Genomic DNA, 25,333 nt, shown 5'->3' on the forward strand with positions numbered 1-25,333 from the left:
CCTTGCAGGGGCCCATTGAACGATAGCAATCAAAGTACTCCGGCCGCATTACTGCCCCGTGAACGGCGCGCCGCCTGGTCCCTGTCTCTGATCTATATGATCAGAATGGTGGGTCTGTTCATCGTGCTGCCGGTATTCAGCCTTTTTGGTGATCACTATACGGACAGTACGCCATTTCTGATCGGCCTGGCCATTGGCATTTACGGATTGCTGCAGGCCTGTCTGCAGATCCCGTTTGGGATGCTGAGCGATCGTATAGGGCGCAAGAAAGTGGTGACTATCGGGTTGCTACTGCTGGCACTGGGAAGCGTGGTGGCAGCGAGCTCTGAGAGCATCTATGGGGTCATCATCGGTCGTACGCTACAGGGTTCCGGGGCTATTGCTGCGGCCCTGATGGCACTGGCTGCCGATCTCACACGAGATGAGCAGCGTACCAAGGTCATGGCGAGTATCGGTGCCAGTATCGGGTTTGCGTTCATTCTGGCGCTGATTCTCGGGCCTTTGCTGATTGGCTGGTTCTCGATCAACGGACTGTTCTGGTTGACTGCGGCCTCTGCACTGGTGGCGATCCTGCTCTTGCATACGGTGGTGCCCAATCCTGATCGATGTCATTACAGCGCCGATACCGGGGCCAACCTGACCACCATGAAACGCCTGTTCCATCATCCTCAGTTAGTGCGCCTCGATATCAGTATTTTCATGCTGCATCTGATGATCACGGCCATATTCTTTGCCGTGCCGTTAGGCTTGCGGGATGCCGGCATGCAATCGGACAGGCAATGGCTGATTTATCTACCGGCTGTCGTGCTGTCTTTCGCCGTCATGATTCCGCTGATCATCTGGGGGGAGCGCAAAGCCATGCGTGCCGTGCTATTGCTATGCATTACGGGGATGGCACTGACGCAGCTCCTGTTTGCAGGGCCTCTGATCATGGGCATTGATGCCAGCGTGCTACTGCTGTTTCTAGGGATTACGGTGTTTTTCTGCTTCATGAATACACTGGAAGCCTTGTTGCCCTCGCTGGTATCACGTCTGGCTCCGGCGGCAGCCAAGGGCAGTGCCATGGGCATCTACAGTACGAGCCAGTTCATGGGATCCTTTGTCGGTGGTGTGGGAGCCGGCTGGCTGTACGGCACGGTGGGGCCTGTTGGGTTATTTGCCACAATGGCCGTGCTGTGTGTCGTCTGGTTATTGCTGCTGGCAGGTTTTGAACCACCACGTAAAATGGCGACTCATCGGCGTGCGCTGAGCGATGCCGAGCGTCATTCAACCCAAGAGTTGTTGGCTGAGCTGAAATCGACGCCGGGGGTGGAGGAGGTCGTTATTGCGATGGATGAAGGTGTCGCCTATCTGAAAGTTGACAAGGCCCGGTTTGAGCAGCCTGGTCCGGTTGGCGAACTGTAAATGCCGTCGCTGTGATTGCAAAGCCGCTACTTCAGTTTTTCCAGCTGCACGTAGTACCACATGCCCAGAGAAATTGCGGCGTTGCCGAACCATTTGCCAAAGGGTAGTTTCGTATGGGGCACATTAGCGAAGATATCGAATTCTTCCAGGCTGCCTGTGATGGTATTAGCCATGATCTCTGCAACGATATGTGATGTCGCCATGCCGTGGCCTGAGTAGCCTTCGGCAAAGAATACATTGGGTGCAATCTTTCCGATATGGGGAATACGATTGATGATGATTCCTGCTTGTCCAGACCATTGATAGTCGATTTTGACGCCTTTGAGGCGTGGGAATGTACGTTCCAGCGCCGGGCGTAGCTCGTTCTCAACTGCCGTGGTGTTATAGCCGCCACCACTATATTTTGTGCCGCCACCAAAGATCAGCCGCTTGTCCGCAGTCAGGCGAAAATAATCCAGAACCATGCGGCAGTCGTAGACCGCAATGTCATGAGGGTTGATCTTGTTGGCAACCTCTTCGCTCAGAGGCTCGGTGGCCATGATACCTAGTGAGGCCGGAAACAATACGCCCTTCATGCTGCCTTGTGCCAGTTGATGGTAGGCGTTGCCTGCCAGTAAAACCGTATCTGCCGTCACTTGTCCGTGCTGCGTTTTTACGATCGGACGTTTTCCGTGCACGATTTCAGTGACACGTGAGGAACAGAAAATTTGTCCACCCAGCGATCGGACAGCATCGGCTTCACCCAGGCAAAGGTTCAATGAATGGAGGTGCATGTTTTTATTGTTAAGCAAGCCGGCAGGGTATAAATCGCTTTCCAGGTAGTCTTTTACATCTGCCCCTTCGATCAGCTCGACCTGATCTTCCATGCCATTCTCACACGCCTCGTGGTACATGGCTTTGAGTGCAGGAATATGAGACGGTTTGTAGGCCGTCAGCATGTGGCCATGTTTCAGGTCGCACTGAATACCGTACTTTTTGACACGATCTTCTATGATGTCGTGACCACGCCAGCGCAAGTTCCATACATAGTTGCTGGCCTCCGCCCCCAGCGTTTTCCTGAACTCTCGTTCCATCGCTTTATCGCCAGACAGCGAACCAGTTACCTGTCCACCATTGCGCCCGGTCGCACCCCATCCAATCTGGTTCGCTTCCAGAACGGCGACACGAAAACCACGTTCGCTGAGTTCCAGAGCCGAGGCAATACCGGTGAACCCACCGCCAATGATGGCAACGTCTACATCGATGTCGCCATCCAGCATTGGGAATGCTGCTGTTTGATTGGCGCTAGCTGCGTAATAAGAATTGCAATAAGGTTCAGTCATTCGTTTGAATTCCTTTTAAAGTCTGCATGGAAACGAGGCTAGACGGCATCGAGATAGGCCTGATATTCGAAGTCTGTAACCAGCGCTTTAAAAATGTCCTGCTCTTGCTTCTTGCAGGCAAGGAACATTGAGATCAGGGACGGATCAAAAATCGTCGCTATTATCTCATCGACTTCAAAGGCCTCAGTCGCATCACGCCAATCCAGAGGCAGCTGCCTGGCATTGGCTTCATGGGCGTTGCCAACTTGCGGCCTGGGTGGTGTTTGTTTTTCTTTGATACCGATAAGCGCGGCGCCAAGAATGGCTGCCAGAACCAGGTAAGGGTTTGCATCTGCTCCGGCGACCCGATGCTCAATCCGACGTGCGGCCTGTGATCCACCCGGAATACGGATAGCGGCAGTGCGGTTTTCATATCCCCAGGCCGCGGTTGTCGGGGCCAGACCGCCCAGGCATAACCGGCGGTATGAATTCAGGTGGGGCGCAAATACAAGCATTGTTGCAGGCATCGCATTGATCAGCCCGGCGAGCGCCTGTTTCATGAGCTGAGATCCTTCTTCGGTGCCATTATCGAAGACATTCTCATCGTTGGCGTTCAACATGCTGAAATGCACATGAAAGCCGTTTCCCGCCTGATCCTGATAAGGCTTGGCCATGAAGCTGGCGGAAAATCCATTGTCGTTAGCACAAGTCTTGACGATCTGCTTCAGAATAACCGCATCATCAGCGGCCCTGAGTGCATCGTCGACATGGGTCAGGTTGAATTCAAATTGTCCTGGTCCGCCTTCGGAAACGGCAGTTTCGACCGGTATATTACAAGTCGCAGCCATGGCGTAGACGGCATCAAGAAAGGGCGATATTTTAGCGATTTCATCCAGCGAGTAGATAGCGTCATCGTTTTTCGGTTGACCGCTGCGGGCATTGATCGTCGGGGTCGCCCTGACACAGCTGGAATCAACCAGATAGAATTCCAGCTCAGTGGCTACCACCGGCCTCAAACCTATCTGTGCAAACTGATTCAACACATGGGCAAGGGCGCGACGTGGGTCAGCCAGAAACGGTGTGCCTTCCTCCAGATTCATCCACATTGGGATTAGTGGACAGCTACCCATCGGGCCCATGATTGGCAGTGGTCCACGCCCGGTTGGTTCGCAGACACCATCTTTGTCACCGTTCTCCATTACCAGAGAGTTGCCATCAACATCGGTGCCCCATATATCAACGCCAATGCTGGACATCGGCATTCGAAACGCGCCTGATCCAAGCTTGTCTGCCAGCTGGGCGGGGAGGCGTTTGCCACGCAGGCATCCATTCAAATCATAAACCCCAGCAAGAAAGCTATGGCTATTCTCAGTCATCAGTTGTCATCCTGTGTGCTATCGATCTGTTGTTTCTGGCGTGGAAGGTTCGTTGCATTCTACTGCCTTTGTACTTGCACGGTCATGGCGCACGGCAAACACGTTCTTGCATTAATTTGGTTCGGATTTTGTAGCACCATTGAGCTGTCCATGCTGTTGTCTGCTGGTGTGAAAATTGTAAATGCATTGCACTCAACTCCGCCGTTGAAATAAGGTATAAGAACAGTGAAGGAAATGATTGCCGGTTGTACCTGCCTGGGGATACAGTTCATTTATGACATCCAGAAATTTTGGTAATCGATAGCACAAGATCTCAATGAGCCGATCATGAATAACCCAAGTGAGCACGAGGCCAGTGACACGGCCGCGATAGAGGTTCGGAACGTTCGGAAAGTCTTCGACTCCGGGGGCAAGCAAGTCACGGCATTGAATGATGTAAATGTTGCGATCAGGCGAAACGAGTTCTTTACCTTGCTGGGACCGTCTGGTTGCGGGAAAACGACTCTGCTTCGCTTGATTGCTGGCTTTGAGTTTCCTACCGCTGGCAGTATCAGGCTCAACGGCAAGGACATCGCAACGCTGCCTCCCTACCGTCGTCCGGTCAATACCGTATTCCAGAGTTATGCCCTGTTCCCGCACATGAGTGTTGCGCAGAACATCGGCTTTGGTCTGAAGATGTTAGGCAAGCCAAAAGCGGAAATTGCTCATCGCATCGATGAAGTGTTGCGTCTGGTGCGTATGGAGGATTTGCGTGATCGTGCTACCAGTGAGATATCCGGTGGTCAGCAGCAACGTGTTGCACTGGCACGTGCACTGGCCCCTAGTCCTGAAGTACTGCTGCTTGACGAACCTCTGTCAGCATTGGATTACAAGTTGCGAAAGCAGATGCAGATCGAACTCAAACGCATGCAGAGTGATACTGGCATAACGTTCATATTCGTCACGCATGATCAGGAGGAGGCCTTGACGATGTCCGATCGAATTGCCGTCATGTCTGCTGGCAGAATATTGCAAGTAGGTAGTCCACACGATATCTATGAGCGACCTGTCGATCGATTCGTAGCAGGTTTTATTGGTGAGAGCAACTTTCTTCAGGGGCATATTCTCACTACTCGTGAAGGGTTGACTCAGGTATCTCTGGACGTGGGGGAGGTGAGTGCAGCCACACTCTGGGCAAGTTGCAATGAACTACCCGCTGATGCAGACCAGGCAGATAACAAGGCGGTTACCGTCGTGGTTCGCCCTGAACATGCCAGTTTGACTGATGACATTGACAGAGCGACGTTGACCGGCAAGCTGGAAAACATTGTCTACTCTGGTACCGACACTCATTACCATGTCAGTCTGCCGAACAGGCAGAGCTTCATCATACGTTCTCAGAACCGCAGAGGCGGCACGGCGGATCATGAGCAGGGTCAATTGGTTGGTATCAGCATTGATGAAGCGGCTGCCCAGCTGGTCACTCAATGAACAATACGCAGCACAGTCAAGAGAACAAGTACGGGGTTGATCCCGACTCTGCTCCTTCCATGGTAGCTGCGGATACGCTCGGCAGTGCTGATGATCCGCATAAGCGCAAGGCTATACGAGATCGCTGGCTGTTATCGGCACCGGCTCTACTGATTATATTTTTCGCAGCCGCAGGTCCTCTGCTGGTCATGTTGCTGTATTCGTTCATGGCCAAGGGAAGCTATGGTGATGTCAAGCTCTGGGAATTGTCCGGCGAGGGCTGGTTCAATGTGTTTCTGCAGCGCGATATCTTTGACGATACTCTGTCCTTTGCCAATGCGCATCTGAGTATTTTCTGGCGCTCTGTCAAACTCTCGTTATCGACAACGCTCATTACCTTTCTGCTCGGATTTCCTACTGCTTATTTCATTGCAACCAGGCCTGCTCGTACACGCGATATCTGGTTGTTTCTGGTGACGATCCCGTTTTGGACAAACCTGCTTATTCGTACGTTTGCCATTCAGGAGGTGATCCGGAACGAAGGTATTCTGAATTCTGCCCTGGTTGGTTTGGGTCTCATTGATCAACCCATTCAGATCATGTTCACAGACAAGGCGATACTCTTCGGGATGGCCTATGTGTATCTGCCACTGATGGTGCTGCCTCTCTACGCAAGCATGGAGAAGCTTGACTTCCGTCTTGTAGAGGCAGCCTATGATCTGTACGCCAATCAATTTCGAGTGCTGTGGCATGTCATTGTGCCACTGGTCAAGCCCGGCATAATTGCAGGCTCCATTCTGGTCTTCATTCCTGCACTGGGGGCCTATGTGACCCCGCGTGTACTCGGAGGTGGCAAGAACATGATGCTGGGCAACCTGATCGAGCTTCAATTCGGACCCGGTCGCAACTGGCCACTAGGGGCTGCCATTTCTGTCACTCTGATGGTGGTGGTCATGCTGGCCCTGATGGTCTATGTTCGTAACGTCGGCAAGTCGGAGACGCGTCGTGGCTAGAGCATTCAATATCCGTTCGCAGCCGGGTTTTGCAACCATTGCGATGTTCTGTTTTTTTCTGCTATACCTGCCCATTGCAACACTGGTTGTTTATGCCTTTAATGCGGGTACTTCCATTGCGTTGTGGGAAGGCTTCTCGTTGCGCTGGTTTGTCTCGGCATGGAACAACGATGCGATTCAAGACGCTGCATTACGCTCGGCGCTGGTTGCTATAGTTGCCGCCAGTATTGCAACTGTGGTTGCCACCCTTGCTGCACTGGCGACCACTCGTACACAGCCTTACCCCGGGCTGAGTTTCAAATATGCGCTCATCAATCAGCCGCTGATGGTCCCGGAGATTGTCACAGCCGTGTCTTTGCTGATCGTATTCTCTCGTATCAAGGTGTGGACCGGTTATTCGGGTATAGGCTTTCTGATGGCAGCACACACCGCTTTCTGCATTCCATTTGCCTACCTGCCAATTCGGGGGCGGTTACAAGGCATGGATCTGACTCTGGAGCAGGCTGCCGCCGACCTCTACGCAACGCCGTGGCGTGGTTTTTTGCATGTGACTCTACCTTTGTTACGGCCAGGCATCATTGCGGGCTTCATGCTCGCCTTCGTTATTTCACTGGATAATGTTGTCATCACCGAGTTTGTCAAATCAGGTGGTCAGGAGACACTGCCGACGTATATGCTCGGACAGCTACGCCGGGTTGTCACCCCTGAAATCAACGCTATTTCCACTATATTTCTTGCCTTTTCCGTAGTGATCGTGACAGGATTCTTTTTGTTAAGCCGGAAAAGAAATTGACAGAAGCGTGTTGTAAAACCGATGTGCTGGCAATGCTGCGCGTGAGCCAATTGAATGTTAAATGAGCGGGTCTGAATCAAATCCCTGACTTTGCCCGTTATCGTCAACGTTACCGATTCAACGACAGGAGACGTACATGTTTCGCCAACTATGCTCTACCGGCCCCGTCACGACTTTGATGGCGGCCTGCCTTTTGATGACAGGTCCAGCCCAGGCAGCAGGGGAATTGAACATATTCAACTGGGGCAATTACACCAGCCCCGAGTTGATCGAAAAGTTCGAGAAAACCTACGATGTAAAAGTCACCATTACAGACTACGATTCCAACGACACGGCGCTGGCGAAGGTACGTGCCGGTGGGCATGGGTTTGATATCGTCGTTCCCTCAGCACCGTATATGCATATCTGGATTGGTGAAGGTTTGCTGCTGGAGACACGGCCTGATCAAATGGAGAACTTCAAGAATATGGAAGATCGGTGGACCGGTGTGGATTGGGACGAAGGTCGTCACTATTCCGTGCCGTGGCAGTGGGGTTTGATTGGTACCGTTGTCGATACTTCTGTATATGACGGTGACATCAATACCTCTTCCATCTTTCTGGATCCACCTGAAGAGTTGATTGGCAAGGTCAATGTGGCGCCAGAAATGACGGACGTCATGTACAGCGCTATCAAGTATCTGGGTGGAGAGTGGTGTACTGATGACAAGGAGTTTCTGCGCACTGTTCGCGACAAGCTTGTAGAAGCCAAAACCAAGTGGATTGCCATGGACTACGGCACCATTGAGAAATTTGCCAGCCGCGATTACGCCGCCGCTTTTTACTGGAATGGCGCCGCTATGCGTGCTCGTGAAAAGAACCCGGATGTACGCTTCGGTTTTCCTAAAGAAGGTTTTGCCTATTTCATGGATAGCGCAGCCGTACTTGTGGATGCAAAGAATCCTGGTAATGCAAAACTGTTTCAGAACTTCATCATGGATCCGGAGAATGCCGCCATGATTTCCAACTTTGCCAAATACGCCAACGGCATCAAGGGGTCGGACGAATATCTGTCCGAAGAGCTGAAAACCGCTCCAGAATTGAGCGTGCCACCAGAGCTTGAAGCATCCGGTGCATTCCTGGCGGTGTGCCCGGTAGAAGTGAATGATCTGTATGCACGGATCTGGACGGATATCAGCAAGTAGGGAATTGCGGATACTGTCAGTCTCAGCATCTGTTTGATCATGAAAACAACGGGCAAGACGCGCAAACAATCGTCTTGCCCGGTTTGCTTCTGGAATTTCAGCTGAGTGCAACTTGATGGCTAGTTGATGGCTAGAGTGCGCCAACCTTCATGATTTGCGTCAAATCAACCTTTTGCACCATCTTGCTAGAGGGCTGCGGCGTCTCCACTAAACCGGGGGCGAGTTTGATCGCTTGGTGCACTCCCCATTGACCCAGCGGCGAGAGGGTGATAACTTCCATCGCGTTCGGGTTCTGTGGCCACATGTGGGTCATGGTGAAATGGGAAACCGGTGACGCCAATATTGTCAGCATTGAGTGCTGATCGTACTGGTTATTCCGGTGCAGCCCCCGCTGCTGTAAGCCTGACGGGTTTGTCGTGCACCACTGAGAGCTATCAATCACGCTCTTGGGAAGGTGACAATGCCCGGATGAAGGTGAGCCAGAAGACCTGCCCGACAACAGTGTTCAGTTATTGCTCCGGGGTGAGGGCAGGGCCGATTGTGCAGATCAGTGCGTTCAATGGTTCGCGATTTTGGCGGTGCAAGACTGCCAGATGAGTTCCGGGTAAGCACAGGGCTTTGCTGGCAATGCTTCGTACAGGCAAGAAACCTGCGATCCTGACGTCAGTACTGCAATAACAATCCGTCATACGTTATCCCCGGCTTCTTTGGTATTCATCAGTTGGAGCTTTCGAATGGATGCGTCGAACAAGCCGCTAATTCACGGAGCCTGTCCTGGCGCACTGCAGCCAATGGCGGCGGCTGATGGATTGATTGTGCGCATTCGCCCGCCGTATGCTCGTTTGAGTCAGCCACAAGCTATCGCGCTAGGCGAACTGGCACAAGAATACGGGATTGGCCAGATCAGTCTGACATCACGTGCCAATCTTCAAATGCGTGGTATCAGGGCAAGTGAGCACGCAGCGCTGATCAAATCCCTGATGAAGCTCGACCTTGTTGATGTCAGTATTGATTCTGAGCGACGTCGCAATCTGGTCTTCACCCCATTCTGGATTGATGGAGACGTAAGTCATCAGGTTGGCGCTCGACTGATACAAGCACTGGATAAGCCGGGTGCGCCAACGTTGCCGGCCAAGTTCGGTTTTGCGGTGGACTGTGGGGCAACGCCAGTGCTAACTGGAACATCAGCTGACATTCGCATTCAGCATTCAGCTGATGGGGAGCTGATGTGCCTTGCCGATGGTATGGGCTCGGGGGCACGAGTCAGTATTGCTACCGCTGCCGATACAGCGATGAGGCTGGCTCACTGGTTTCTGGATCATGAAGGTGCGCCGCAAGGCCGCGGTCGCATGGCTTCGTTTCTGGCCAGCGGCGCTACGCTACCCGCTGAGTTCCATGAAGTGCTCGCAGCCCCTGGTCTTGCTTGCCGCCCGGAACCTGGAAAGCATGCTCAGGGCTGGCTAGTGGCACCAGAGTTCGGCCTCCTGAAGAGCGAGGATCTTTACACCCTGGCTCCGCTGGGCAATTTGCGCCTGACACCCTGGCGAATGATCTTGATAGAGGGAGTGGGCGACGGTGCGGCCGCAGGTGTTGGCTTGCGTGCTGGTGACCCGCGTTTGAATGTCTTTGCCTGCACCGGCGCGCCAGGTTGTGCACAGGCCCATTCATCTACCCTGGGTATCGCCAGATCGTTGGCTGCGCAGCTTGCCCATGGTGAACGGCTGCATGTTGCAGGCTGCATCAAAGGCTGTGCACACCCGTCATCAGCGGCGATTACGCTGGTGGCAACAGCGCCTGACGAATACAAGTTGATTCGTAATGGCAAAGCCTGCGATCAGCCAGTGCGCGTTGGTTTGCGCGCAGAACAGATTACCTCCACCCCTGAATATCTACTGGATTTCCCTGAAAATGGTGCATAGTTACCAAACCAATGGCGCTGCCATCTACACGAAGAGCTTCGCCATTATTCGCAGCGAAGCGCAACTGTCCAGATTCAGTGCGGATGAAGAGCCGGTGGCTGTTCGCATGATTCACGCGGCCGGGCTTGTTGGACTTGAGCGTGATATAGAATTCTCACCGGGTCTGGTAAACGCTGCACGTGGTGCACTGCAAGCAGGCGCGCCCATACTGTGTGATGCCCGCATGATTTCAGAGGGCATTACCCGTGCTCGCCTACCCGCGGACAATGCCGTTATCTGCACCTTGCATGATCCGGCCGTACTGGAACTTGCCAGAGTACAATCCAACACACGTTCGGCAGCCGCTCTGGAGCTGTGGCGAGAGCATCTACAGGGAGCTGTCGTTGCCATCGGTAATGCACCTACTGCGCTATTTCATTTACTGAACATGCTCCAGGATCCAAGCTGCCCTCGGCCTGCCGCTATCATTGGTTGCCCGGTGGGTTTTGTCGGTGCCGTTGAATCCAAGCTGGCTCTGATGCAGGACTTGCCGGTACCCGCGTTGACCGTACGCGGCAGGCTCGGTGGCTCTGCCGTCACGGTTGCTGCCGTGAATGCACTGGCAAGCACCGCACAATGAAGGCCACAGACACTGCAGGCACAACGCTACGTGGCAAGGTAACTTGCGTAGGGCTTGGGCCAGGCGATCCTGACTTGATGAGCGTGAAGGCTGACAGGTTGGTGCGTAATGCCAGCCATGTTGCCTACTTTCGCAAGCGCGGGCGTGCGGGGCAGGCACGCAGCATCGTCGATGGGCTATTGCGTTCAGACGTCACCGAGTTCCCAATGGAATATCCGGTGACGACCGAATTGTGTTTTTCAGGTGACGATTACAAGCAGCAGCTGGCGGCTTTCTACGAACATTGGACAGCACAGCTATTGTCTTTGTGTGGTGAGACAGATGTGATCGTGCTGTGTGAAGGCGATCCCTTCTTCTACGGCTCGTTCATGCATCTACACAGTCGTCTGCAGGGCCAGGTGGAGGTGGATATCGTGCCGGGAATCACCGGTATGTCGGGTTGCTGGACTGCCACGGACATTCCCATCACCTGGGGTGACGATGTACTCACGGTGCTGATGGCAACGCTGAGTGAGGAGGAGCTGACCCGCCGTGCTACTGGTGATGACGCTCTTGTCATCATGAAGATGGGTCGCAATCTACCTCGCGTTTACCGCGCACTGACTAGCGCAGGGCGGTTGCAGGATGCCTGGCTGGTTGAGCGCGGCACCATGCCCGGACAACGTGTCCAGCGCTTGCAGGAGGTAGAAGGCACGGTTCCGTACTTCTCCATGGTGCTGGTACATGGCAAGGGAAGGCGTCCATGAGCGGCTGGCTAACCGTTGTCGGTCTGGGGCCGGGTGATGATGCAATGACAACGCCGCAGGTCAGTGCCACGTTGCAGGCAGCCACTGATGTGGTCGGTTACAGCAAATACGTCGAGCGGGTGCCCGAGCGGACAGATTTGACACGCCACGCCAGTGATAATCGTGTTGAACTCGAAAGGGCACAATTTGCACTGGATCTGGCCGCTGGTGGTTCGCAGGTGGTGATTGTGTCGTCAGGCGATCCAGGGGTATTTGCCATGGCGGCAGCTGTCTTTGAGGCTCTGGAACAAGGTCCTGAGAACTGGTTGTCGCTCGACATATCCATTCAACCTGGTATCAGTGCATTACTGGCAGCGGCGGCGAGTCTGGGAGCTCCGCTAGGTCATGATTTTTGTGCCATTAACCTCAGTGACAACCTGAAACCCTGGGCGTTGATTGAGACCCGGTTGCGTCTGGCGGCTCAGGCAGAGTTTGTCATGGCCTTGTACAACCCGCGCTCGGCTGGCAGGCCTCACCAGTTTGCCAGGGCGCTCGACTTGTTGCGTGAGTGCTGTGGTAACAAGACACTCATCAGTTTTGCACGCGATGTGAGTAAGCCATCGGAACGGTTGCAGACGATGACACTGGCTGAAGCCAAGCCTGATATGGCTGACATGCGAACGCTGGTGATTGTTGGCAGTGCCTATACGCGACGTGTCGGACGGTATGTCTACACACCACGTAGCGTTGCATGAGCAAGCCAGTCCAGCACCTCATCGACGCTATGGCAACGTGTGCAAGCCTGCTGTATGGGCCGATTTATCATGACAACCGGCAATTGCAAGTGACGCGCTGCGACCAGCTTGGCAACAGCACCACTACCGCCGGAGTTCTTGCAGACAATGATGTCAATGGCATGCTCTCGCAGCATTGCCAGATCCTGCTCTACGGTAAAAGGCCCGCGATCGACAACGTAGCTGGCAAATGGAAGAGGCGGAGCCTCTTCTGGTTGATCGACAAGTCGCAGCAGGTAGTGATGCTGGGCTTGCCGAGTAAAAGCCTTTATATGTTGTTTGCCAATGGCAAGAAATATGTTCGATGCAACTTGAGGCAGGGCATCGACGGCTGCATCGATATCGCACACGTACTGCCAGTTATCCGCCCCGCCGGCTTGCCAGGCCGCTCGTTCAAAAGAGCACAAATCAACGCCTGTGAGTGCACAGGCTTGCAAGGCATTGGCGCTGATACCTGCAGCAAAGGGGTGCGTTGCATCAATGACATGGCTGATGTCATGTTGTTGCAGCCAGTCCACCATGCCCTCAACGCCTCCAAAGCCACCGATTCGTGTTGGAATGGGTTGCGCTTTCGGCGCTCGCGTCCGTCCGGCATACGAAAACCAGGCATTGATGCCCTGATAAGCCATTGCATGCGCCATTGCATGCGCCATATCACTGGCTTCGGTGGTGCCGCCAAGCAGAAGAACGCTTGTCATGGATAAGCCCTGGTTGACTATTGTTGGTATAGGGGAGGATGGTATATCAGGACTGTCCGCTGCGAGTCGTGATGCTTTGAAGCAGGCAAGCCAGGTTTTTGGTTCGCCACGTCATTTACAACTGGCCGAGGCAGAGGATCGCGGTTGTGTCTGGCCTTTGCCATTTTCCATACAGGCTGTTCTGGAGCAGAGAGGCAGGCCGGTTGTGGTTCTGGCATCTGGCAATCCGTTCTGGAATGGAGTCGGTAGCCTGTTGTCTGCCGCCTTGCCTGACGATGAATGGCAGTCATGCTCGTCTCCGTCAAGCTACTCCCTGGCCGCTGCAAGGCAAGGCTGGGCCATGGAGAGCATCACATGTCTTGGCCTGCATGCAGCGCCCTTTGAGCGTTTGCTACCGGTGCTTTCGCGAGGGGCAAGAATAGTTTGCCTGTTGCGAGATGGGTCTGCACCTGCGCAGCTGGCACGATGGTTGGCAGAGCAAGGATTTGGTCGTTCCAGATTGAGTGTCATGGAAGCCCTCGGCGGGCCGCAGGAGCGTATACGGACGGGGTATGCGGATGAATTCAAGGTGTCCGATATTGGTGCACTGGTACTCGTTGCCATAGAGGTGGACGGCGGGCGTGGATTGCCACGAAGTGCAGGCTTGGCAAACGAGCTGTTCTCCCACGATGGCCAGATAACAAGAAGCGCCGTTCGTGCGTTGACACTGTCAGCGCTAGCGCCACGCTGCGGTGAAATGCTCTGGGATATTGGAACAGGGTCGGGCTCGGTGTCGGTGGAATGGTGTTTGACGGCAGACAGAACACAGGCCATTGCGATGGATGTTCGATCTGACAGATTGCAAAACGCGGAGAAGAACTGCGCCGCATTTGGTCTGCAGCATCGTATCCGCATCATCGCAGCAACAGCCCCCGATGGACTGACTGAATTGCCGCTCCCGGATGCGGTGTTTGTCGGTGGCGGTGCCAGCGAGCACATGCTGGACGCTCTCTGGAAGCTTCTGCCTGAAGGTACACGTCTGGTTGCCAATGCCGTTACTCTGGAAACCGAAATTCTGCTTGCCCAATGGCATGAACGCGTTGGCGGCAGGCTGATACGCATCGATCTGGCCGAGGCTGGTCCACTTGGAGCAGGGCGCGGCTGGCAGTGTGCTCGCCCGATTGTTCAATGGAGTGTCTGCCGGTGAGGGTTGCAGGTCTGGGCTTCAGGCGACAAGTATCACTGGCATCACTACTGGAAGTCATGTCACGTGTTCAGTTCGAGCATGGCAAGCCGGACGCATTGGCCACGTCAGTATCGAAGTCAGATGCAGGACCTCTGCAACTGCTGGCACTGACACTGGGCTTGCCGCTGCTGAGTATCGAACCTGAGCAGCTGGCCCGGCAAGAAACCCATACACAGTCCGCACGGCAACAGGGTTTGTTTGGAACCGGCTCTCTGGCGGAAGCCGCAGCTTTGGCTGCGGCCGGCCCGGAGGCCTGTCTACTACTGACGCGCATTGTGTCTGCTGACGGAATGGCAACAGCGGCATTGGCACTGGCTTCACCATTGAACCAGCAATCCGATAACAGCAACAAGAAAACAACAGGGCATGACTCAGAGAACTCTCAGAAAACCTCTCAGGAAATCACATAGGCTATGACTGTCAATTTCATCGGTGCCGGCCCCGGCGCGGCAGATCTGATTACCGTGCGTGGGCGGGACCTCATCGCAGCCTGTCCAGTTTGTCTGTACGCCGGCTCACTGATTCCCGAAGCACTGTTGCAGTATTGTCCCGAGGGTGCGCACATTGTCAATACAGCATCACTATCGCTGGATGAAATCATGGCTGAGATCAAAAAGGCGCATGAAAACAATCAGGACGTGGCACGGCTGCATTCAGGGGATCTATCTGTCTGGTCAGCAATGGGAGAGCAGATTCGTCGTTTAAAAGCGCTTGGTATCGAATACAAGGTCACGCCGGGTGTGCCCTCATTTGCCGCCGCTGCCGCAGAATTACAAGCCGAGCTGACCTTGCCCGGTGTTGCTCAGTCCGTGGTATTGACGCGCACTCAGGGACGAGCCAGTAGTATGTTGCCTACCGAAACGCTGGACAACTTTGCTGCAACCGGTGCCACGCTTGCTATCCACCTCTCTATTCAGGCCTTGTCAAAGGTGGTGCAACAACTTTTGCCAAGACTAGGGGCTGATTGCCCGATTGTGGTGATATGGCGTGCCAGCTGGCCCGACCAGCGCATCGTTCGAGCAACGCTTGGCACGATAGAGCAAGCGGTTGGTGAGAACTGCCAGCGTACAGCCCTCATATTGGTGGGCAAGGCCCTGGATACCGAGGATTTTTCTGATAGTTGCCTGTACTCCGGCAGCTATGATCGACGTTTTCGACCTGTTGGAACGGCACCCAGATTTCCCACCACGGAGTCTTGATGAGCATGCCTGCAGGAGTACTGATTTCAGCGCCTGGCTCCGGCGTGGGCAAGACAACACTATGTCTGGGCCTGCTTAGAGCGCTGCGCGATCGGGGCTTGGCTGTACAGCCCTTCAAATGCGGGCCTGACTATATCGATCCTGGTTTTCATCGTGTGGCGAGCGGTCATGAATCGATGAATCTGGATAGCTGGAGCATGCCATCCCATACTATCGAGGCGTTGCTCAATACGGTTGAAGGCAAAGACTTTGTTGTGTGTGAAGGTGCCATGGGCTTGTTTGATGGTGCCGCAAATCGGGGTGAAAGTGGCACGGGTTCCGCCGCTGATATTGCCGCAATGACGGGCTGGCCAGTCGTTCTGGTGCTGGATGTTTCTTCGCAGGCACAGTCTGCAGTGGCGGTGGCATTGGGTTTTTCAGCACTGCGTTCAGATGTTCATATCGCAGGCGTTGTGCTTAATCGCGTAGCCAGTTTGAGACACGAAGCATTGATCCGCGATGCCATGCAGCAGGCCGGTGTACGCGTGCTGGGTGTGCTGCCACGCAATGCCGACATCCAGTTGCCCGAACGTCACCTTGGGCTGGAACAGTCGAGGGAGCTGGGTGACAGGGAAGACAGAATGTCGGCGATAGGGAAGTTTGTTGCTGATCATGTGGATCTGGACGCGCTGCTGTCAGTTGCCAGGCCCACGCATCCAGGTAGCGTCACTGCAGACTGGCCGCAGCCTCCCGGACAACGGATCGCGCTGGCAGACGATGCTGCGTTCTCGTTCATGTATCCGCACCTGCGCAACGCATGGCAGGCGGCAGGTGCTGAGTTGATACCTTTTTCTCCGTTGGCCAATGAAGCACCCGATGAGCGCGCCGATGTGTGCTGGCTCCCGGGTGGTTATCCAGAGTTGCATGCAGGAACGCTGGCAGCGGCATCGAAGTTTCGTCAAGGATTGCAAGTTTTTGCCCAGAGTCGACCGGTACATGGTGAATGCGGTGGTTATATGGCGATGGGAGAGGCATTGATTGATGCCAATGGCGATCGACATGAAATGGCGGGTCTTCTGGGGCTGGTCACATCCTTTGAACGTCGTCGTCTACATCTGGGCTATCGGTTTTCCCAACTACTGTCGCCCATGCCTGGTCTTGAATCAGGCAGCTGCTTGCGCGGTCATGAGTTTCACTACAGTTCGATCATCGAGCAGCCAGACGAACCATTGGCACGAGTGCAGGACGCCAGTGGTAAGCAGGTGCCGGAAGCAGGTTCGTGGCGCAACAATGCTAGTGGCAGTTTTTTTCATCTGGTGGCCAAGGCGGTTAAGCTGACATGATTACATTGACTCTGGTAGGGATAGGCACCGGGAATGCAAAGCACTTGACCCTTCAGGCTATAGAGGCGCTCAATCAGAGCGATCTGATCCTGATTCCCCGAAAAGGGCCTGGCAAGGATGACCTGGCCGAACTACGCCTGGTCATCTGCAATCAGGTCCTGCAACCCGATGGTCCCGTGATTCATGAGTTTGTCATGCCAGAGCGCGATCCGGCAATTGCTAACTATGAAACAAGAGTGCAAGCCTGGCACTCGCAGACAGCGTTGGTCTGGAGCCATGGGATTTCTCAACACCTGGGTAATCGTGGTCGCGTGGCATTTCTGGTCTGGGGCGATCCTTCGCTCTACGACAGTACGCTACGTATTGCTGATCGGCTTGCCTCGACAATGGCAACACAGGTAGAGATGATTCCCGGGATCACCTCAATACAGACCCTGACCGCAGGTCATGCCATTAGCCTCAATGAATTGGCTGAACCATTCATTGTAACGACCGGCCGTCGGTTACGCGAGAACGGATGGCCGGAGGCCGTCAGCACGGTTGTGGTCATGCTCGACAAGGGTGGTGCATTTACCTGTATTGATCCGGCAGGCGTTGATATCTGGTGGTCGGCCTATGCCGGTATGCCGCAGGAAATAAAGATAGCGGGCCCACTGCAGTCTGTATCCGAACAGATCGTGCAAACCCGGGCGGTAGCCCGCGAGCGGCACGGCTGGATCATGGATATCTATCTGATGCGACGTAGGTCAGGTACGGCTCTGGCTTGATAAGTCGTTATTGAAGGAGTTTAGGGGTAGTGCATGGGTTTTATGCCGGTTCCCGTTTACACTAGCGTCTCTCCAAAAAAGTCGTGGAAATCAGCCGCTTGAAAGTCAATCGCAACGATCCTTGTCCCTGTGGCAGTGGCAAAAAATACAAAAAGTGCTGCATGCAAACAGCCACAGGCCCGGCGGGACGTGATTTAGTGCGTACTGTTCGGCATTTGCAGACGTTGATTGAAGACTTTGGCAGGCAGCGCTACGGCGATTCGGCAGCGTTGGCTGCATGGGTAGACTTCAGCCGGTGGGGGCGTTCGGCAATTGCTCGCGACGAACAAGCCTATCAACCCGCCTTTGTTGCCTGGCGTCTGTTTGCCTGGTTGCCAGATGATGTGGGTTTGGGCGAACAACGCTTCAAGACTCCGCCATCCGATCAGGCAATTGCCTATGATTACCTGAAAGCACATCGGGACAGTCTGAGCCAGATGGAAAAGGATGTTATAGAAATCGGCACCAAGTCGCCTTATAGTTTCTATTCGATTCTCGCTGTGTTATCAAAAAATCGCCTGCAAGTTCAGGACATATATACCGGACAAATACTGATGGTGGAGGATGTAGCTACTGCGGCTTATTCGCAAGGCGATGTGTTATTTGCTGCGGTGTTGAACATCAATGGCCTATCCGTACTGCTGGGTTGCCTGCCTCAGACTCTTGACTCCAGTGCGCAGGTGAAGATTGAAGGGCATCGGGAGAAGTGGCGTGCCGAAGAGGGGAAGGCTATCGATCACCGCTTGCTCTACTTGCATGACACCGAGCTGCGGCGATTCTATTTCATGCTGCTGGAACAGGCACAACGGGCCCAGCTTCACTAGTGGGTCGATCGGGAAATAAGGTGATACTCAGAGTCTGCGTGCGCCCGTCCGACAAGGCGACCCGACGAAGGCGCACTGGAGTGCGGCGAGGAGGGGCAACGCAGGTGGACGGGCGCACGCAGACTCCCGAAGGGCGAGTTTGTCAGCCGCGCTGCCTGCGTTGTTCCCCCTCGCAGTACTCCAGTACGCCTTCGTGTGAACGCCTTGCCATCACGGCTGACAAACTCGCTGAGTATTACCTTATTTCCCGATCGACCCACTAGCTATAGGACGTGCGTTTCCTGGCGTTATCATGAACGTATACGCTGAAGAGCATGTTATGCCAACTCTTGTACTCGTGAGCGTGGAAGCTGCCATGGGCACTGGAAGTCTGAAGCCTTTATCATGAGTATTGAGTCCGCCCCTGTTCATGCAAACATTACGCTACTTGAAAGCTATGCAATCTTGACATGATTCTTGCCATTGCAAGGGCAGGTGTGGCAATTCATGGTTGCATCGCAGATGATGTGGCAGGTACTCAGATCACGCAAAGCGTGATGAACGGGCTGGAGCTGCCGCGTGATAAAGTGTCGTTCGCTAAAGATTGGAAGGGAAGGAACAGCACTGATTGTCTGTTTCAATTCGATCTTCATGACGAGTAATTGTTTCAACAGGCAGCTATGCTCAAGCCACCTCGGCAATACTCGCACCCCCGGCGAGGACCTTGACGATGCCAATCGGGTTCTGAGCGGGGAAGTGCGGTTGTGAGAGGTGCTGGATGACTGTTCGGTGCCGTGGAAGAAGATGTGATGCCAGTAGATGATGTGAGAGTGGAGTGAATGATAGCCAGGAAGGGCTGAAGCCTGATCGACTTGCCCTTGAGTAAGCTGTAATACTTCGGACACACGGGCAAGTTGAGTATCCAATACAAAGCATAATAATAATGAAACATGGAACTACTTAGCTGTCCGCAATGTGCCCAAGTCGTCTATTTCGATAATGACGTTTGTCTCTCCTGCAATACGCGGTTGGCGTTCGATCCTGGTCCTCTGGCTATGGTCAAGGCTGATGTTGATGCGGTTATGTGCAAGAACGCATCGAATCATAGTGTTTGCAACTGGACAGCGTTGCCAGACAGCTCGTTTTGCCTGGCCTGCAATGCGAACAAGACGATTCCAGATCTGTCCGCACATGGAAACCTGTCGCGCTGGCGTGCCATGGAACAGGCAAAGCGTCGGCTCTATTATTCGTTGCGTGAACTTGGCCTGGTTGAGGTCAGTGCACAACCTTTTCCTGAGCGTGCACCGCCTCTGCGGTTCCAGTTTCTGGGTGCAACCGCGAACAGACCGGTCACAACGGGTCATGAGGATGGTCTCATCACCATTGATATTGCCGAGGCGGAGGACGCCGAGCGAGAACGCAGACGTGATGCGCTGGGTGAAGATTACCGGACCCCATTGGGTCACCTTCGGCACGAAACCGGACATTACTTCTGGTTATTGCTGGTCGACAGCGTCAATCAACATGATGGATTCCGGGCGATATTCGGTGATGAACGGCAGGACTACTCCAAGGCGCTGAAGCACCATTATGAGAAGGGTCCGCGTGCCGACCGGCAGGACTGCTATATAACGGCCTACGCGTCAGCGCATCCGCACGAAGACTGGGCAGAAACGTTTGCTCATTATCTACACATCTACGACACCATGATGACGGCACAGGAAATCGGATTCATTCCCTTGGTAGAGCTGGATGGTCAGACACTGGTTGAGATGTGGATTCCGTTGAGCGTTCGATTGAATCTTCTTAATCGAAGTATGGGGGTCCGGGATCTTTACCCGTTTGTGCTGACAAAGCCGGTACGTGACAAACTGATTTACGTTCACGAGGCCATACAACGCTCGAGATAGGGCGCTGTTTGACAGTACCTCAGTCGGCATCACGCAAGAGCAGGAAGGCACTAAGCCAGCGAGACTGTTTGATTGTTTTGACCAGCCTGGTCTTGACGTTGAGTCACCTACAATCGGGTATTCAGGCCAAGTTGCTTGCGAGTGAGAATGAACCAGTCACCGCCTTGCTTTTTCTTTGTATTGCCGTTGTCTCGAACAAACAATACGCCCGAGTCCGGAGAGGGATCAAGATCCATGAGTGCCAGTCCCTCGACACGCTTCAGCATTTCTTCTTGCTCACCAAGTTCTATTCGAATAGCTGGCTCTTGACCCGCTGCCGGTAATCGCCAGAGCTTGTAGGAATCATCCTTGTGATTCTCACGGCGGCTAATCAGTAGCAGTTGATCGCTCTGGTCATCATAGGTCATGGCGCGCAATCCGCCTTTATCAAGATCGACCGACCATAGTGTCTTGTCCAGTTCTGGTTGAGCATCATCATTAAAGTAGGCGGCGGGATTTTTCAGACGAATGATGATTGCGTTACCATTCAATACCGGAGTGCGAAAACCGATCAAGAGCACGTCACGACTGCGATCGTATGCCAGCGCTTCGATATTCATGGAAGCTGCCTTTTTTTTGCTTTTTCCTTCAGTATCAGTCGCCAGTTGCGGGTAACTCTTCAGCAAGTCCCGTCGTAAGGTCAGTTTCGTGGAAACGTTGTGCATTCGTCCGTCGCGGATGGAGAATCGCAGCAGCTTCTGTCGCTCGCTACTCCAGTACGGTGTTGAATCATCGTGTGAACTAATGATATAGAGCTGTTGCAGTTGATCATGCGCAGCGCCTTCAAGGTCGTCAAGTACACCAACGGATAGTCGCTCAGTCAGGCTCGAGGGCAGCTCTAGTCGGGTCTCGTCTTTGAGCGCAACTGCATTGCCTGTCAAGACCTCAGCTGTTACCAGGCGTAGTGCTTGAGCCGGCTCGTCTTCAACGATCAGGAAACGACCGTTGGGTAAAGGAGCAATGCCAGAGGGCTCGTAGAGCGTTGTGAAGCTGCCATCGAGCTTCATTGACAGATTGTTTGTGGATGGATCAATCAATTTTTCCTGATCAATCTGCGGAGTGCTTGCCCGGCCAGTGCTGCCCGCCGAAACCATGATGATAGCCAGAATAAAAGCAGGAACAGTCCGTGGTTCTGGTTTGCGAGAATGGTTTACAGGAGTGGTAAGTGATTTGTCCATTTCATGCTCTCGATAATCAGAAGTGACATAACTGACAAGATTATTCCACCAATGAATACTGTATACGAGTAATGCAACTTGCGGTATTTTCTGTCCGCGGTTGAACCCAGTTCATGAACATGAGAGATCATGTTTTTGTAAACCCGATCATCGTCTGCCAACATGTATGACATCGCTTCAACGTATTGCTTTTCACTCAGATCCGAAAATTCTTCGAAAGCAAGCAAATGAGCTTTGTTCTCTTTGAAATCCTTCGGCGTAAATTTCTTGCGGCTGACATCGGGCCGCGCTGCCAGCACTGCAAAGACAGTCGCCATGGCACTGCTCAACAGAAATAGCGTGATCGGAATGGCAAACCAGATGTCGACGCCAATGAAATGTGTTCCTGAAATAATGAGCATGGATATCAGCAACCCGTTAAGCGAAATCATGATATTCGCTTTAACTGCAGCCAGAGAGAGCATATCCAACTGAGCTCGGTATGCATTGCGAAGTAACGTATCTATGCCCCGACGAGCGAGTATTTTGTTCTTTTTCCTGGGCTTGTTCTCTTTTTTCGCCACGTTTTTCTTTTTTGATCTTTTCGGCGTCCCGGTCATGTCTGATTTTTCGGAATTGCCGGGTTTTCTGAGCGGCCCTCTGCCGACGAGATCGCCCTGGATAACACTGGGAAGCAGAACCGGTGAATCCTTGCGCAGTTCGAAAACAAGAGGGTCGGTAATGTTAGATGTATCATGCGCGGCAGAGGAACCGTCCGCATTGAGAGGCAGCACATCGAGGCCATTGACTGAATCGCTGAATCTTGCGGTCTCACTGAAATTCGACATTCTGGTTCTATTCCTCCGTCAAGGATGTGAATTTTCACCATTTTCGACCAATGCTCATAGAAACCTGTCCAAGCTCATGGCTACTATTGGGCAAATTCAATATGGTATGGGATTCACTGGGCCCAGGTATGTAAAAGAGGCCCACGTTCCATGCCAGAGTCATGAGTTTTTATTCATAGTCATTATGAACATGAATATGTTCACTGCTGAGTTCATGTCTCGTCAAGGCGTTTCAACTTCGGTTTTGGCAAGCATTTGATCTACCAGTGCCTGCGCCAGATCGTTGATCCTGAAAGGTGTTTTGCAAAAACACGATACCTTCATCGATGTTCCCATTATGAATTATGGAGCTCTCCGTAAAACCGGACATGAAAATGGTTTTTACGTTTGGCAGTCTAGCCGCAAGTTTCTCCGTCAGACGCCGCCCATCGGTATTACCCGGAAAGATGATATCGAACAGAATCATATCTACTCTTTTGACGTGCTTGATCAACTCCAGCGATGATGGCTCATCGAAGGCACAATAATCCAGGCTAGGGATTCCACCTGATTGGCGATCACCTGCCGTAATTGCTCGTTATCCTCGATGCATGAAAACATGCAGGCCTGCGAGTTGTGTGCGATGATCGATAGGCACCTTGGCTGGCATCTGGGCGACGTCTTGCTTCACCCAGGGCAGGTAGAGCCTGATAGTGGTGCCATGGCGCTCTTCTGAACAGATCTTTAAATGCCCCTTGGATTGCTTGGCGAAACCGAAGGCCATGGACAGACCCAGACCGGTACCCTGACCGATGGCTTTGGTGGTGAAGAATGGCTCAATACATTGTTTGATGACATCCTCGCTCATGCCGTGCCCAGAGTCGGTGACTGATATGCAGACATAATTGCCGGGTGCCACTTCCATGTTGGCACGCGCATAGTTTGTATCCAGCCTTGCATTACTGCATTCGATGATCAATGAGCCTCCATCGGGCATGGCATCGCGTGCATTCACCACCAGGTTGAGCAGCACCGCTTCCAGCTGAGCCTGGTCGGTGATGGCTCTCCACAGCCCGGCATCGCTTATTATTTCCAGATCGATGGATTCCCCGACAGAGGTTCGTATCAGCAGGGTTGAGTCTCTGACAAGTTTGCCTACATCCAGAACGACCGGCATCATCGGTTGTTTGCGAGCGAAAGACAAAAGCTGCTGCGTCAGCCTTGCACCTCGTTGGACTGCATCGAGCGCGGTATTGTTATGGGAGATAACCACCGGGTTATCGGTGCTGGCGATAGAAAACTCCAGATTGCCGGATATCACTGTCAAAATAGAAGTGGTTTTACTAGCTCTTTCAATACGGTTAGAACGGTAGGTGATAGACGCTTCGTTCTGGATCGTCGTTCAGTAGCCCGCTTGATCATCAACGGTGTGGAGTTCCAGAAAAACTTATGGATCTGGAGCAACTCCAGTTCAATAATGGAAGCTAGTAGTGAGACGAATTGGTTTCTCCTTCGAACTGGCGACGGATCTTCAGGGAATAGTCAGTGGCAGAAGGAGCTTCAAGTAGCAAACGTGCTGGAGACTACCGTGGGTCGATCACATTAACGGTAAAACCAAGACATTAAGGCTGGTGAATGTTAGTAGTCTACGAGTTTCAGTTGACTTGGCGGCCGACTCGCAACACGACAGCGTCAAACAGAACTATTCAGAGTGTTATGGTGAAAAATCACGTAAATTCGTGATCTTCAATTGCTGTTGGCCCTGTCTCAGCGTAATAGTTGATGATTGCTAGTAGCAGCATTTTTTGGAAAACAGGGGACTGCTAAACGAAGCTGTCACACTATATCGAGGGTGTTTTCTGGAGGGATGCACTGGCAATCTTCGGTGTCACTCATGATCTGGCAGATTTTATCTTTGTTGTATGAATCAGGTTTTTGCAATCACTATTGCCGGTCTCGCTCAGTACCTTGCGCCGCTCCGCCGTCTGCGTGTTCGCCGACGGACGAGTCGCCGAGAAGCAGGAAGAATCGAAAAAGCCTCAGGGGTTTGCTGTTGAAATTGTCCCCTAAGTAAAGAGGCCTGCGACAATGGCTCAAACTTGACAATAATGCGGTTAAAACTCTATGGTTAAGCAGTAAGTCGTAACCATTCAATTGGCCTTTCAGGAGAATTAGTATGGCTAACAATCCAGTAGCTTGGTTCGAGATCTATGTTAACGATATGCCAAGAGCCAGCAAGTTTTACAGCACCGTATTGGCTGTGGAGTTTGAGCCGTTGGGGGATCCCAATGATGCCTCCATAGAAATGATGGCTTTCCCATCCAACATGGAGCAGTACGGTGCTGCTGGTGCGTTGGTCAAGATGGATGGTTTTGATGCCGGTGGCAACGGTACATTGGTGTATTTTGGCTGTGACGACTGCGCTGTTGAAGAATCGCGCATCGCTTCAGCAGGTGGCACTGTCGTGAAGCCCAAAATGTCCATTGGCGATTACGGCTTCATATCATTAGCATCAGACACTGAAGGCAATATGTTTGGCTTGCACTCCATGGCATAACAGGGCTATGAGCTGGCCAGGATATTGTTGTCGAACAGCAGCATAGGTGATTCATCGTGTTCAAGCTGTTACACCAAGAGGCAGTCAGGACAAACGTGAAGATTTGCGCCGCAACTCTATAGATGCTCATTTATGACACAGCTGGATTTTATATAGTTTGGCTGAAATAGCTATTATATCTCCAAGCTTGCATTATATTGTCGTAATTAGAGAA

Annotated in this window: 24 protein-coding genes and 1 riboswitch; of the genes, 18 read left to right on the plus strand and 6 right to left on the minus strand. The window is 53.0% G+C overall.

Features of this window, described 5'->3' with window-relative positions:
• Window positions 1–15: 15 nt before the first annotated feature.
• Window positions 16–1,404: an MFS transporter gene (locus tag IMCC3135_RS08740; protein WP_205737965.1), complete on the plus strand. Its 1,389-nt coding sequence runs from the start codon at window positions 16–18 to the stop codon at window positions 1,402–1,404.
• A 26-nt stretch (window positions 1,405–1,430) separates the two neighbouring features.
• On the opposite strand, the gene IMCC3135_RS08745 is transcribed toward IMCC3135_RS08740, so the two are convergent.
• Both IMCC3135_RS08745 and IMCC3135_RS08750 read right to left on the minus strand, forming a co-directional pair.
• Window positions 1,431–2,726, minus strand: coding sequence for an NAD(P)/FAD-dependent oxidoreductase (locus IMCC3135_RS08745; RefSeq protein WP_088917257.1), 1,296 nt, complete (start codon window positions 2,724–2,726; stop codon window positions 1,431–1,433).
• Window positions 2,727–2,764: 38 nt separating this feature from the next.
• Window positions 2,765–4,081 carry a glutamine synthetase family protein gene (locus tag IMCC3135_RS08750; protein WP_088917258.1) on the minus strand — a complete coding sequence of 439 codons (1,317 nt, stop codon included), beginning with the start codon at window positions 4,079–4,081 and terminating at the stop codon, window positions 2,765–2,767.
• A 327-nt stretch (window positions 4,082–4,408) separates the two neighbouring features.
• On the opposite strand from IMCC3135_RS08750, the gene IMCC3135_RS08755 reads away from it, so the two are divergent.
• From IMCC3135_RS08755 to cobJ, 8 genes are all read left to right on the plus strand, one after another.
• Entirely contained in the window at window positions 4,409–5,551 is a 1,143-nt protein-coding gene (locus IMCC3135_RS08755; RefSeq protein ID WP_088917259.1) for an ABC transporter ATP-binding protein, read from the plus strand.
• Window positions 5,548–6,543 (plus strand): ABC transporter permease, encoded by a 996-nt coding sequence (locus tag IMCC3135_RS08760; RefSeq protein ID WP_205737966.1) that lies wholly within the window; start codon window positions 5,548–5,550, stop codon window positions 6,541–6,543. The genes IMCC3135_RS08755 and IMCC3135_RS08760 overlap by 4 nt, the downstream gene beginning before the upstream one ends.
• Window positions 6,536–7,336, plus strand: coding sequence for an ABC transporter permease (locus IMCC3135_RS08765; RefSeq protein ID WP_169727428.1), 801 nt, complete (start codon window positions 6,536–6,538; stop codon window positions 7,334–7,336). Before IMCC3135_RS08760 ends, IMCC3135_RS08765 begins: the two co-directional genes overlap by 8 nt.
• Window positions 7,337–7,472: 136 nt before the next feature.
• Window positions 7,473–8,519, plus strand: a complete 1,047-nt coding sequence (locus IMCC3135_RS08770; RefSeq protein WP_088917260.1) for an extracellular solute-binding protein — start codon at window positions 7,473–7,475, stop codon at window positions 8,517–8,519.
• 270 nt (window positions 8,520–8,789) lie between these two features.
• Window positions 8,790–9,029: riboswitch (cobalamin riboswitch) on the plus strand.
• A gap of 224 nt (window positions 9,030–9,253) precedes the next feature.
• Window positions 9,254–10,438 carry a precorrin-3B synthase gene (gene cobG / locus IMCC3135_RS08775; protein ID WP_088917261.1) on the plus strand — a complete coding sequence of 395 codons (1,185 nt, stop codon included), beginning with the start codon at window positions 9,254–9,256 and terminating at the stop codon, window positions 10,436–10,438.
• Window positions 10,428–11,057 carry a precorrin-8X methylmutase gene (locus IMCC3135_RS08780; protein ID WP_088917262.1) on the plus strand — a complete coding sequence of 210 codons (630 nt, stop codon included), beginning with the start codon at window positions 10,428–10,430 and terminating at the stop codon, window positions 11,055–11,057. Before cobG ends, IMCC3135_RS08780 begins: the two co-directional genes overlap by 11 nt.
• Window positions 11,054–11,803, plus strand: coding sequence for a precorrin-2 C(20)-methyltransferase (locus IMCC3135_RS08785; protein WP_088917263.1), 750 nt, complete (start codon window positions 11,054–11,056; stop codon window positions 11,801–11,803). The genes IMCC3135_RS08780 and IMCC3135_RS08785 overlap by 4 nt, the downstream gene beginning before the upstream one ends.
• On the plus strand, window positions 11,800–12,537 hold the full coding sequence (gene cobJ, locus IMCC3135_RS08790; RefSeq protein WP_088917264.1) for a precorrin-3B C(17)-methyltransferase: 738 nt from the start codon (window positions 11,800–11,802) through the stop codon (window positions 12,535–12,537). The genes IMCC3135_RS08785 and cobJ overlap by 4 nt, the downstream gene beginning before the upstream one ends.
• Here cobJ and IMCC3135_RS08795 read toward each other — a convergent pair.
• Window positions 12,513–13,274: a cobalt-precorrin-6A reductase gene (locus IMCC3135_RS08795; RefSeq protein ID WP_088917265.1), complete on the minus strand. Its 762-nt coding sequence runs from the start codon at window positions 13,272–13,274 to the stop codon at window positions 12,513–12,515. The genes cobJ and IMCC3135_RS08795 overlap by 25 nt on opposite strands.
• On the opposite strand from IMCC3135_RS08795, the gene cbiE reads away from it, so the two are divergent.
• The 8 genes from cbiE (at window position 13,273) to IMCC3135_RS08835 (ending at window position 20,539) form a co-directional block, all read left to right on the plus strand.
• Entirely contained in the window at window positions 13,273–14,460 is a 1,188-nt protein-coding gene (gene cbiE, locus IMCC3135_RS08800; protein WP_088917266.1) for a precorrin-6y C5,15-methyltransferase (decarboxylating) subunit CbiE, read from the plus strand. The genes IMCC3135_RS08795 and cbiE overlap by 2 nt on opposite strands.
• On the plus strand, window positions 14,457–14,909 hold the full coding sequence (locus IMCC3135_RS08805; RefSeq protein WP_169727429.1) for a cobalamin biosynthesis protein: 453 nt from the start codon (window positions 14,457–14,459) through the stop codon (window positions 14,907–14,909). The genes cbiE and IMCC3135_RS08805 overlap by 4 nt, the downstream gene beginning before the upstream one ends.
• A 3-nt stretch (window positions 14,910–14,912) precedes the next feature.
• Entirely contained in the window at window positions 14,913–15,698 is a 786-nt protein-coding gene (gene cobM / locus IMCC3135_RS08810) for a precorrin-4 C(11)-methyltransferase (RefSeq protein WP_088917268.1), read from the plus strand.
• Complete coding sequence (locus tag IMCC3135_RS08815; RefSeq protein WP_205737967.1) at window positions 15,698–17,020, plus strand: cobyrinate a,c-diamide synthase; 1,323 nt, start codon at window positions 15,698–15,700, stop codon at window positions 17,018–17,020. The genes cobM and IMCC3135_RS08815 overlap by 1 nt, the downstream gene beginning before the upstream one ends.
• Window positions 17,017–17,787 (plus strand): precorrin-6A synthase (deacetylating), encoded by a 771-nt coding sequence (gene cobF, locus IMCC3135_RS08820; protein ID WP_088917269.1) that lies wholly within the window; start codon window positions 17,017–17,019, stop codon window positions 17,785–17,787. Before IMCC3135_RS08815 ends, cobF begins: the two co-directional genes overlap by 4 nt.
• Window positions 17,788–17,870: 83 nt before the next feature.
• Window positions 17,871–18,650, plus strand: coding sequence for a YecA family protein (locus IMCC3135_RS08825; RefSeq protein WP_418251422.1), 780 nt, complete (start codon window positions 17,871–17,873; stop codon window positions 18,648–18,650).
• Between the two features lie 449 nt (window positions 18,651–19,099).
• Window positions 19,100–19,291, plus strand: coding sequence for a hypothetical protein (locus IMCC3135_RS08830; RefSeq protein WP_088917270.1), 192 nt, complete (start codon window positions 19,100–19,102; stop codon window positions 19,289–19,291).
• 288 nt (window positions 19,292–19,579) lie between these two features.
• Window positions 19,580–20,539, plus strand: a complete 960-nt coding sequence (locus IMCC3135_RS08835) for a zinc-binding metallopeptidase family protein (protein ID WP_088917271.1) — start codon at window positions 19,580–19,582, stop codon at window positions 20,537–20,539.
• Between the two features lie 107 nt (window positions 20,540–20,646).
• On the opposite strand, the gene IMCC3135_RS08840 is transcribed toward IMCC3135_RS08835, so the two are convergent.
• From IMCC3135_RS08840 to IMCC3135_RS08855, 3 genes are all read right to left on the minus strand, one after another.
• The gene (locus tag IMCC3135_RS08840; RefSeq protein ID WP_088917272.1) at window positions 20,647–21,756 is read right to left on the minus strand and encodes a DUF3616 domain-containing protein; all 1,110 of its coding nucleotides are present in this window, start codon (window positions 21,754–21,756) and stop codon (window positions 20,647–20,649) included.
• The gene (locus IMCC3135_RS08845) at window positions 21,729–22,529 is read right to left on the minus strand and encodes a Pycsar system effector family protein (protein ID WP_157735853.1); all 801 of its coding nucleotides are present in this window, start codon (window positions 22,527–22,529) and stop codon (window positions 21,729–21,731) included. Before IMCC3135_RS08845 ends, IMCC3135_RS08840 begins: the two co-directional genes overlap by 28 nt.
• Before the next feature lie 631 nt (window positions 22,530–23,160).
• Complete coding sequence (locus IMCC3135_RS08855; RefSeq protein WP_088917275.1) at window positions 23,161–23,883, minus strand: ATP-binding protein; 723 nt, start codon at window positions 23,881–23,883, stop codon at window positions 23,161–23,163.
• An 855-nt stretch (window positions 23,884–24,738) separates the two neighbouring features.
• Between IMCC3135_RS08855 and IMCC3135_RS08860 the strand changes: the two genes are divergently transcribed.
• The gene (locus tag IMCC3135_RS08860; RefSeq protein WP_088917276.1) at window positions 24,739–25,119 is read left to right on the plus strand and encodes a VOC family protein; all 381 of its coding nucleotides are present in this window, start codon (window positions 24,739–24,741) and stop codon (window positions 25,117–25,119) included.
• The last annotated feature ends 214 nt before the right edge of the window (window positions 25,120–25,333 follow it).

It is taken from the genome of Granulosicoccus antarcticus IMCC3135 (assembly GCF_002215215.1).
GTDB classification, from domain to species: domain Bacteria; phylum Pseudomonadota; class Gammaproteobacteria; order Granulosicoccales; family Granulosicoccaceae; genus Granulosicoccus; species Granulosicoccus antarcticus.

What these genes read in the sequence shown, in the direction of transcription:
- cobF (WP_088917269.1), top strand. Translation starts at nt 17,017, where the DNA reads ATGATTACATTGACTCTGGTAGGGATAGGCACCGGGAATGCAAAGCAC.
- cobG (WP_088917261.1), top strand. Translation starts at nt 9,254, where the DNA reads ATGGATGCGTCGAACAAGCCGCTAATTCACGGAGCCTGTCCTGGCGCA.
- IMCC3135_RS08770 (WP_088917260.1), top strand. Translation starts at nt 7,473, where the DNA reads ATGTTTCGCCAACTATGCTCTACCGGCCCCGTCACGACTTTGATGGCG.
- IMCC3135_RS08840 (WP_088917272.1), bottom strand. Translation starts at nt 21,756, where the DNA reads ATGGACAAATCACTTACCACTCCTGTAAACCATTCTCGCAAACCAGAA.
- IMCC3135_RS08755 (WP_088917259.1), top strand. Translation starts at nt 4,409, where the DNA reads ATGAATAACCCAAGTGAGCACGAGGCCAGTGACACGGCCGCGATAGAG.
- IMCC3135_RS08860 (WP_088917276.1), top strand. Translation starts at nt 24,739, where the DNA reads ATGGCTAACAATCCAGTAGCTTGGTTCGAGATCTATGTTAACGATATG.
- IMCC3135_RS08830 (WP_088917270.1), top strand. Translation starts at nt 19,100, where the DNA reads ATGATTCTTGCCATTGCAAGGGCAGGTGTGGCAATTCATGGTTGCATC.
- IMCC3135_RS08815 (WP_205737967.1), top strand. Translation starts at nt 15,698, where the DNA reads ATGAGCATGCCTGCAGGAGTACTGATTTCAGCGCCTGGCTCCGGCGTG.
- IMCC3135_RS08780 (WP_088917262.1), top strand. Translation starts at nt 10,428, where the DNA reads ATGGTGCATAGTTACCAAACCAATGGCGCTGCCATCTACACGAAGAGC.
- IMCC3135_RS08760 (WP_205737966.1), top strand. Translation starts at nt 5,548, where the DNA reads ATGAACAATACGCAGCACAGTCAAGAGAACAAGTACGGGGTTGATCCC.
- IMCC3135_RS08750 (WP_088917258.1), bottom strand. Translation starts at nt 4,081, where the DNA reads ATGACTGAGAATAGCCATAGCTTTCTTGCTGGGGTTTATGATTTGAAT.
- cobM (WP_088917268.1), top strand. Translation starts at nt 14,913, where the DNA reads ATGACTGTCAATTTCATCGGTGCCGGCCCCGGCGCGGCAGATCTGATT.
- cobJ (WP_088917264.1), top strand. Translation starts at nt 11,800, where the DNA reads ATGAGCGGCTGGCTAACCGTTGTCGGTCTGGGGCCGGGTGATGATGCA.
- cbiE (WP_088917266.1), top strand. Translation starts at nt 13,273, where the DNA reads ATGGATAAGCCCTGGTTGACTATTGTTGGTATAGGGGAGGATGGTATA.
- IMCC3135_RS08785 (WP_088917263.1), top strand. Translation starts at nt 11,054, where the DNA reads ATGAAGGCCACAGACACTGCAGGCACAACGCTACGTGGCAAGGTAACT.
- IMCC3135_RS08745 (WP_088917257.1), bottom strand. Translation starts at nt 2,726, where the DNA reads ATGACTGAACCTTATTGCAATTCTTATTACGCAGCTAGCGCCAATCAA.
- IMCC3135_RS08795 (WP_088917265.1), bottom strand. Translation starts at nt 13,274, where the DNA reads ATGACAAGCGTTCTTCTGCTTGGCGGCACCACCGAAGCCAGTGATATG.
- IMCC3135_RS08835 (WP_088917271.1), top strand. Translation starts at nt 19,580, where the DNA reads ATGGAACTACTTAGCTGTCCGCAATGTGCCCAAGTCGTCTATTTCGAT.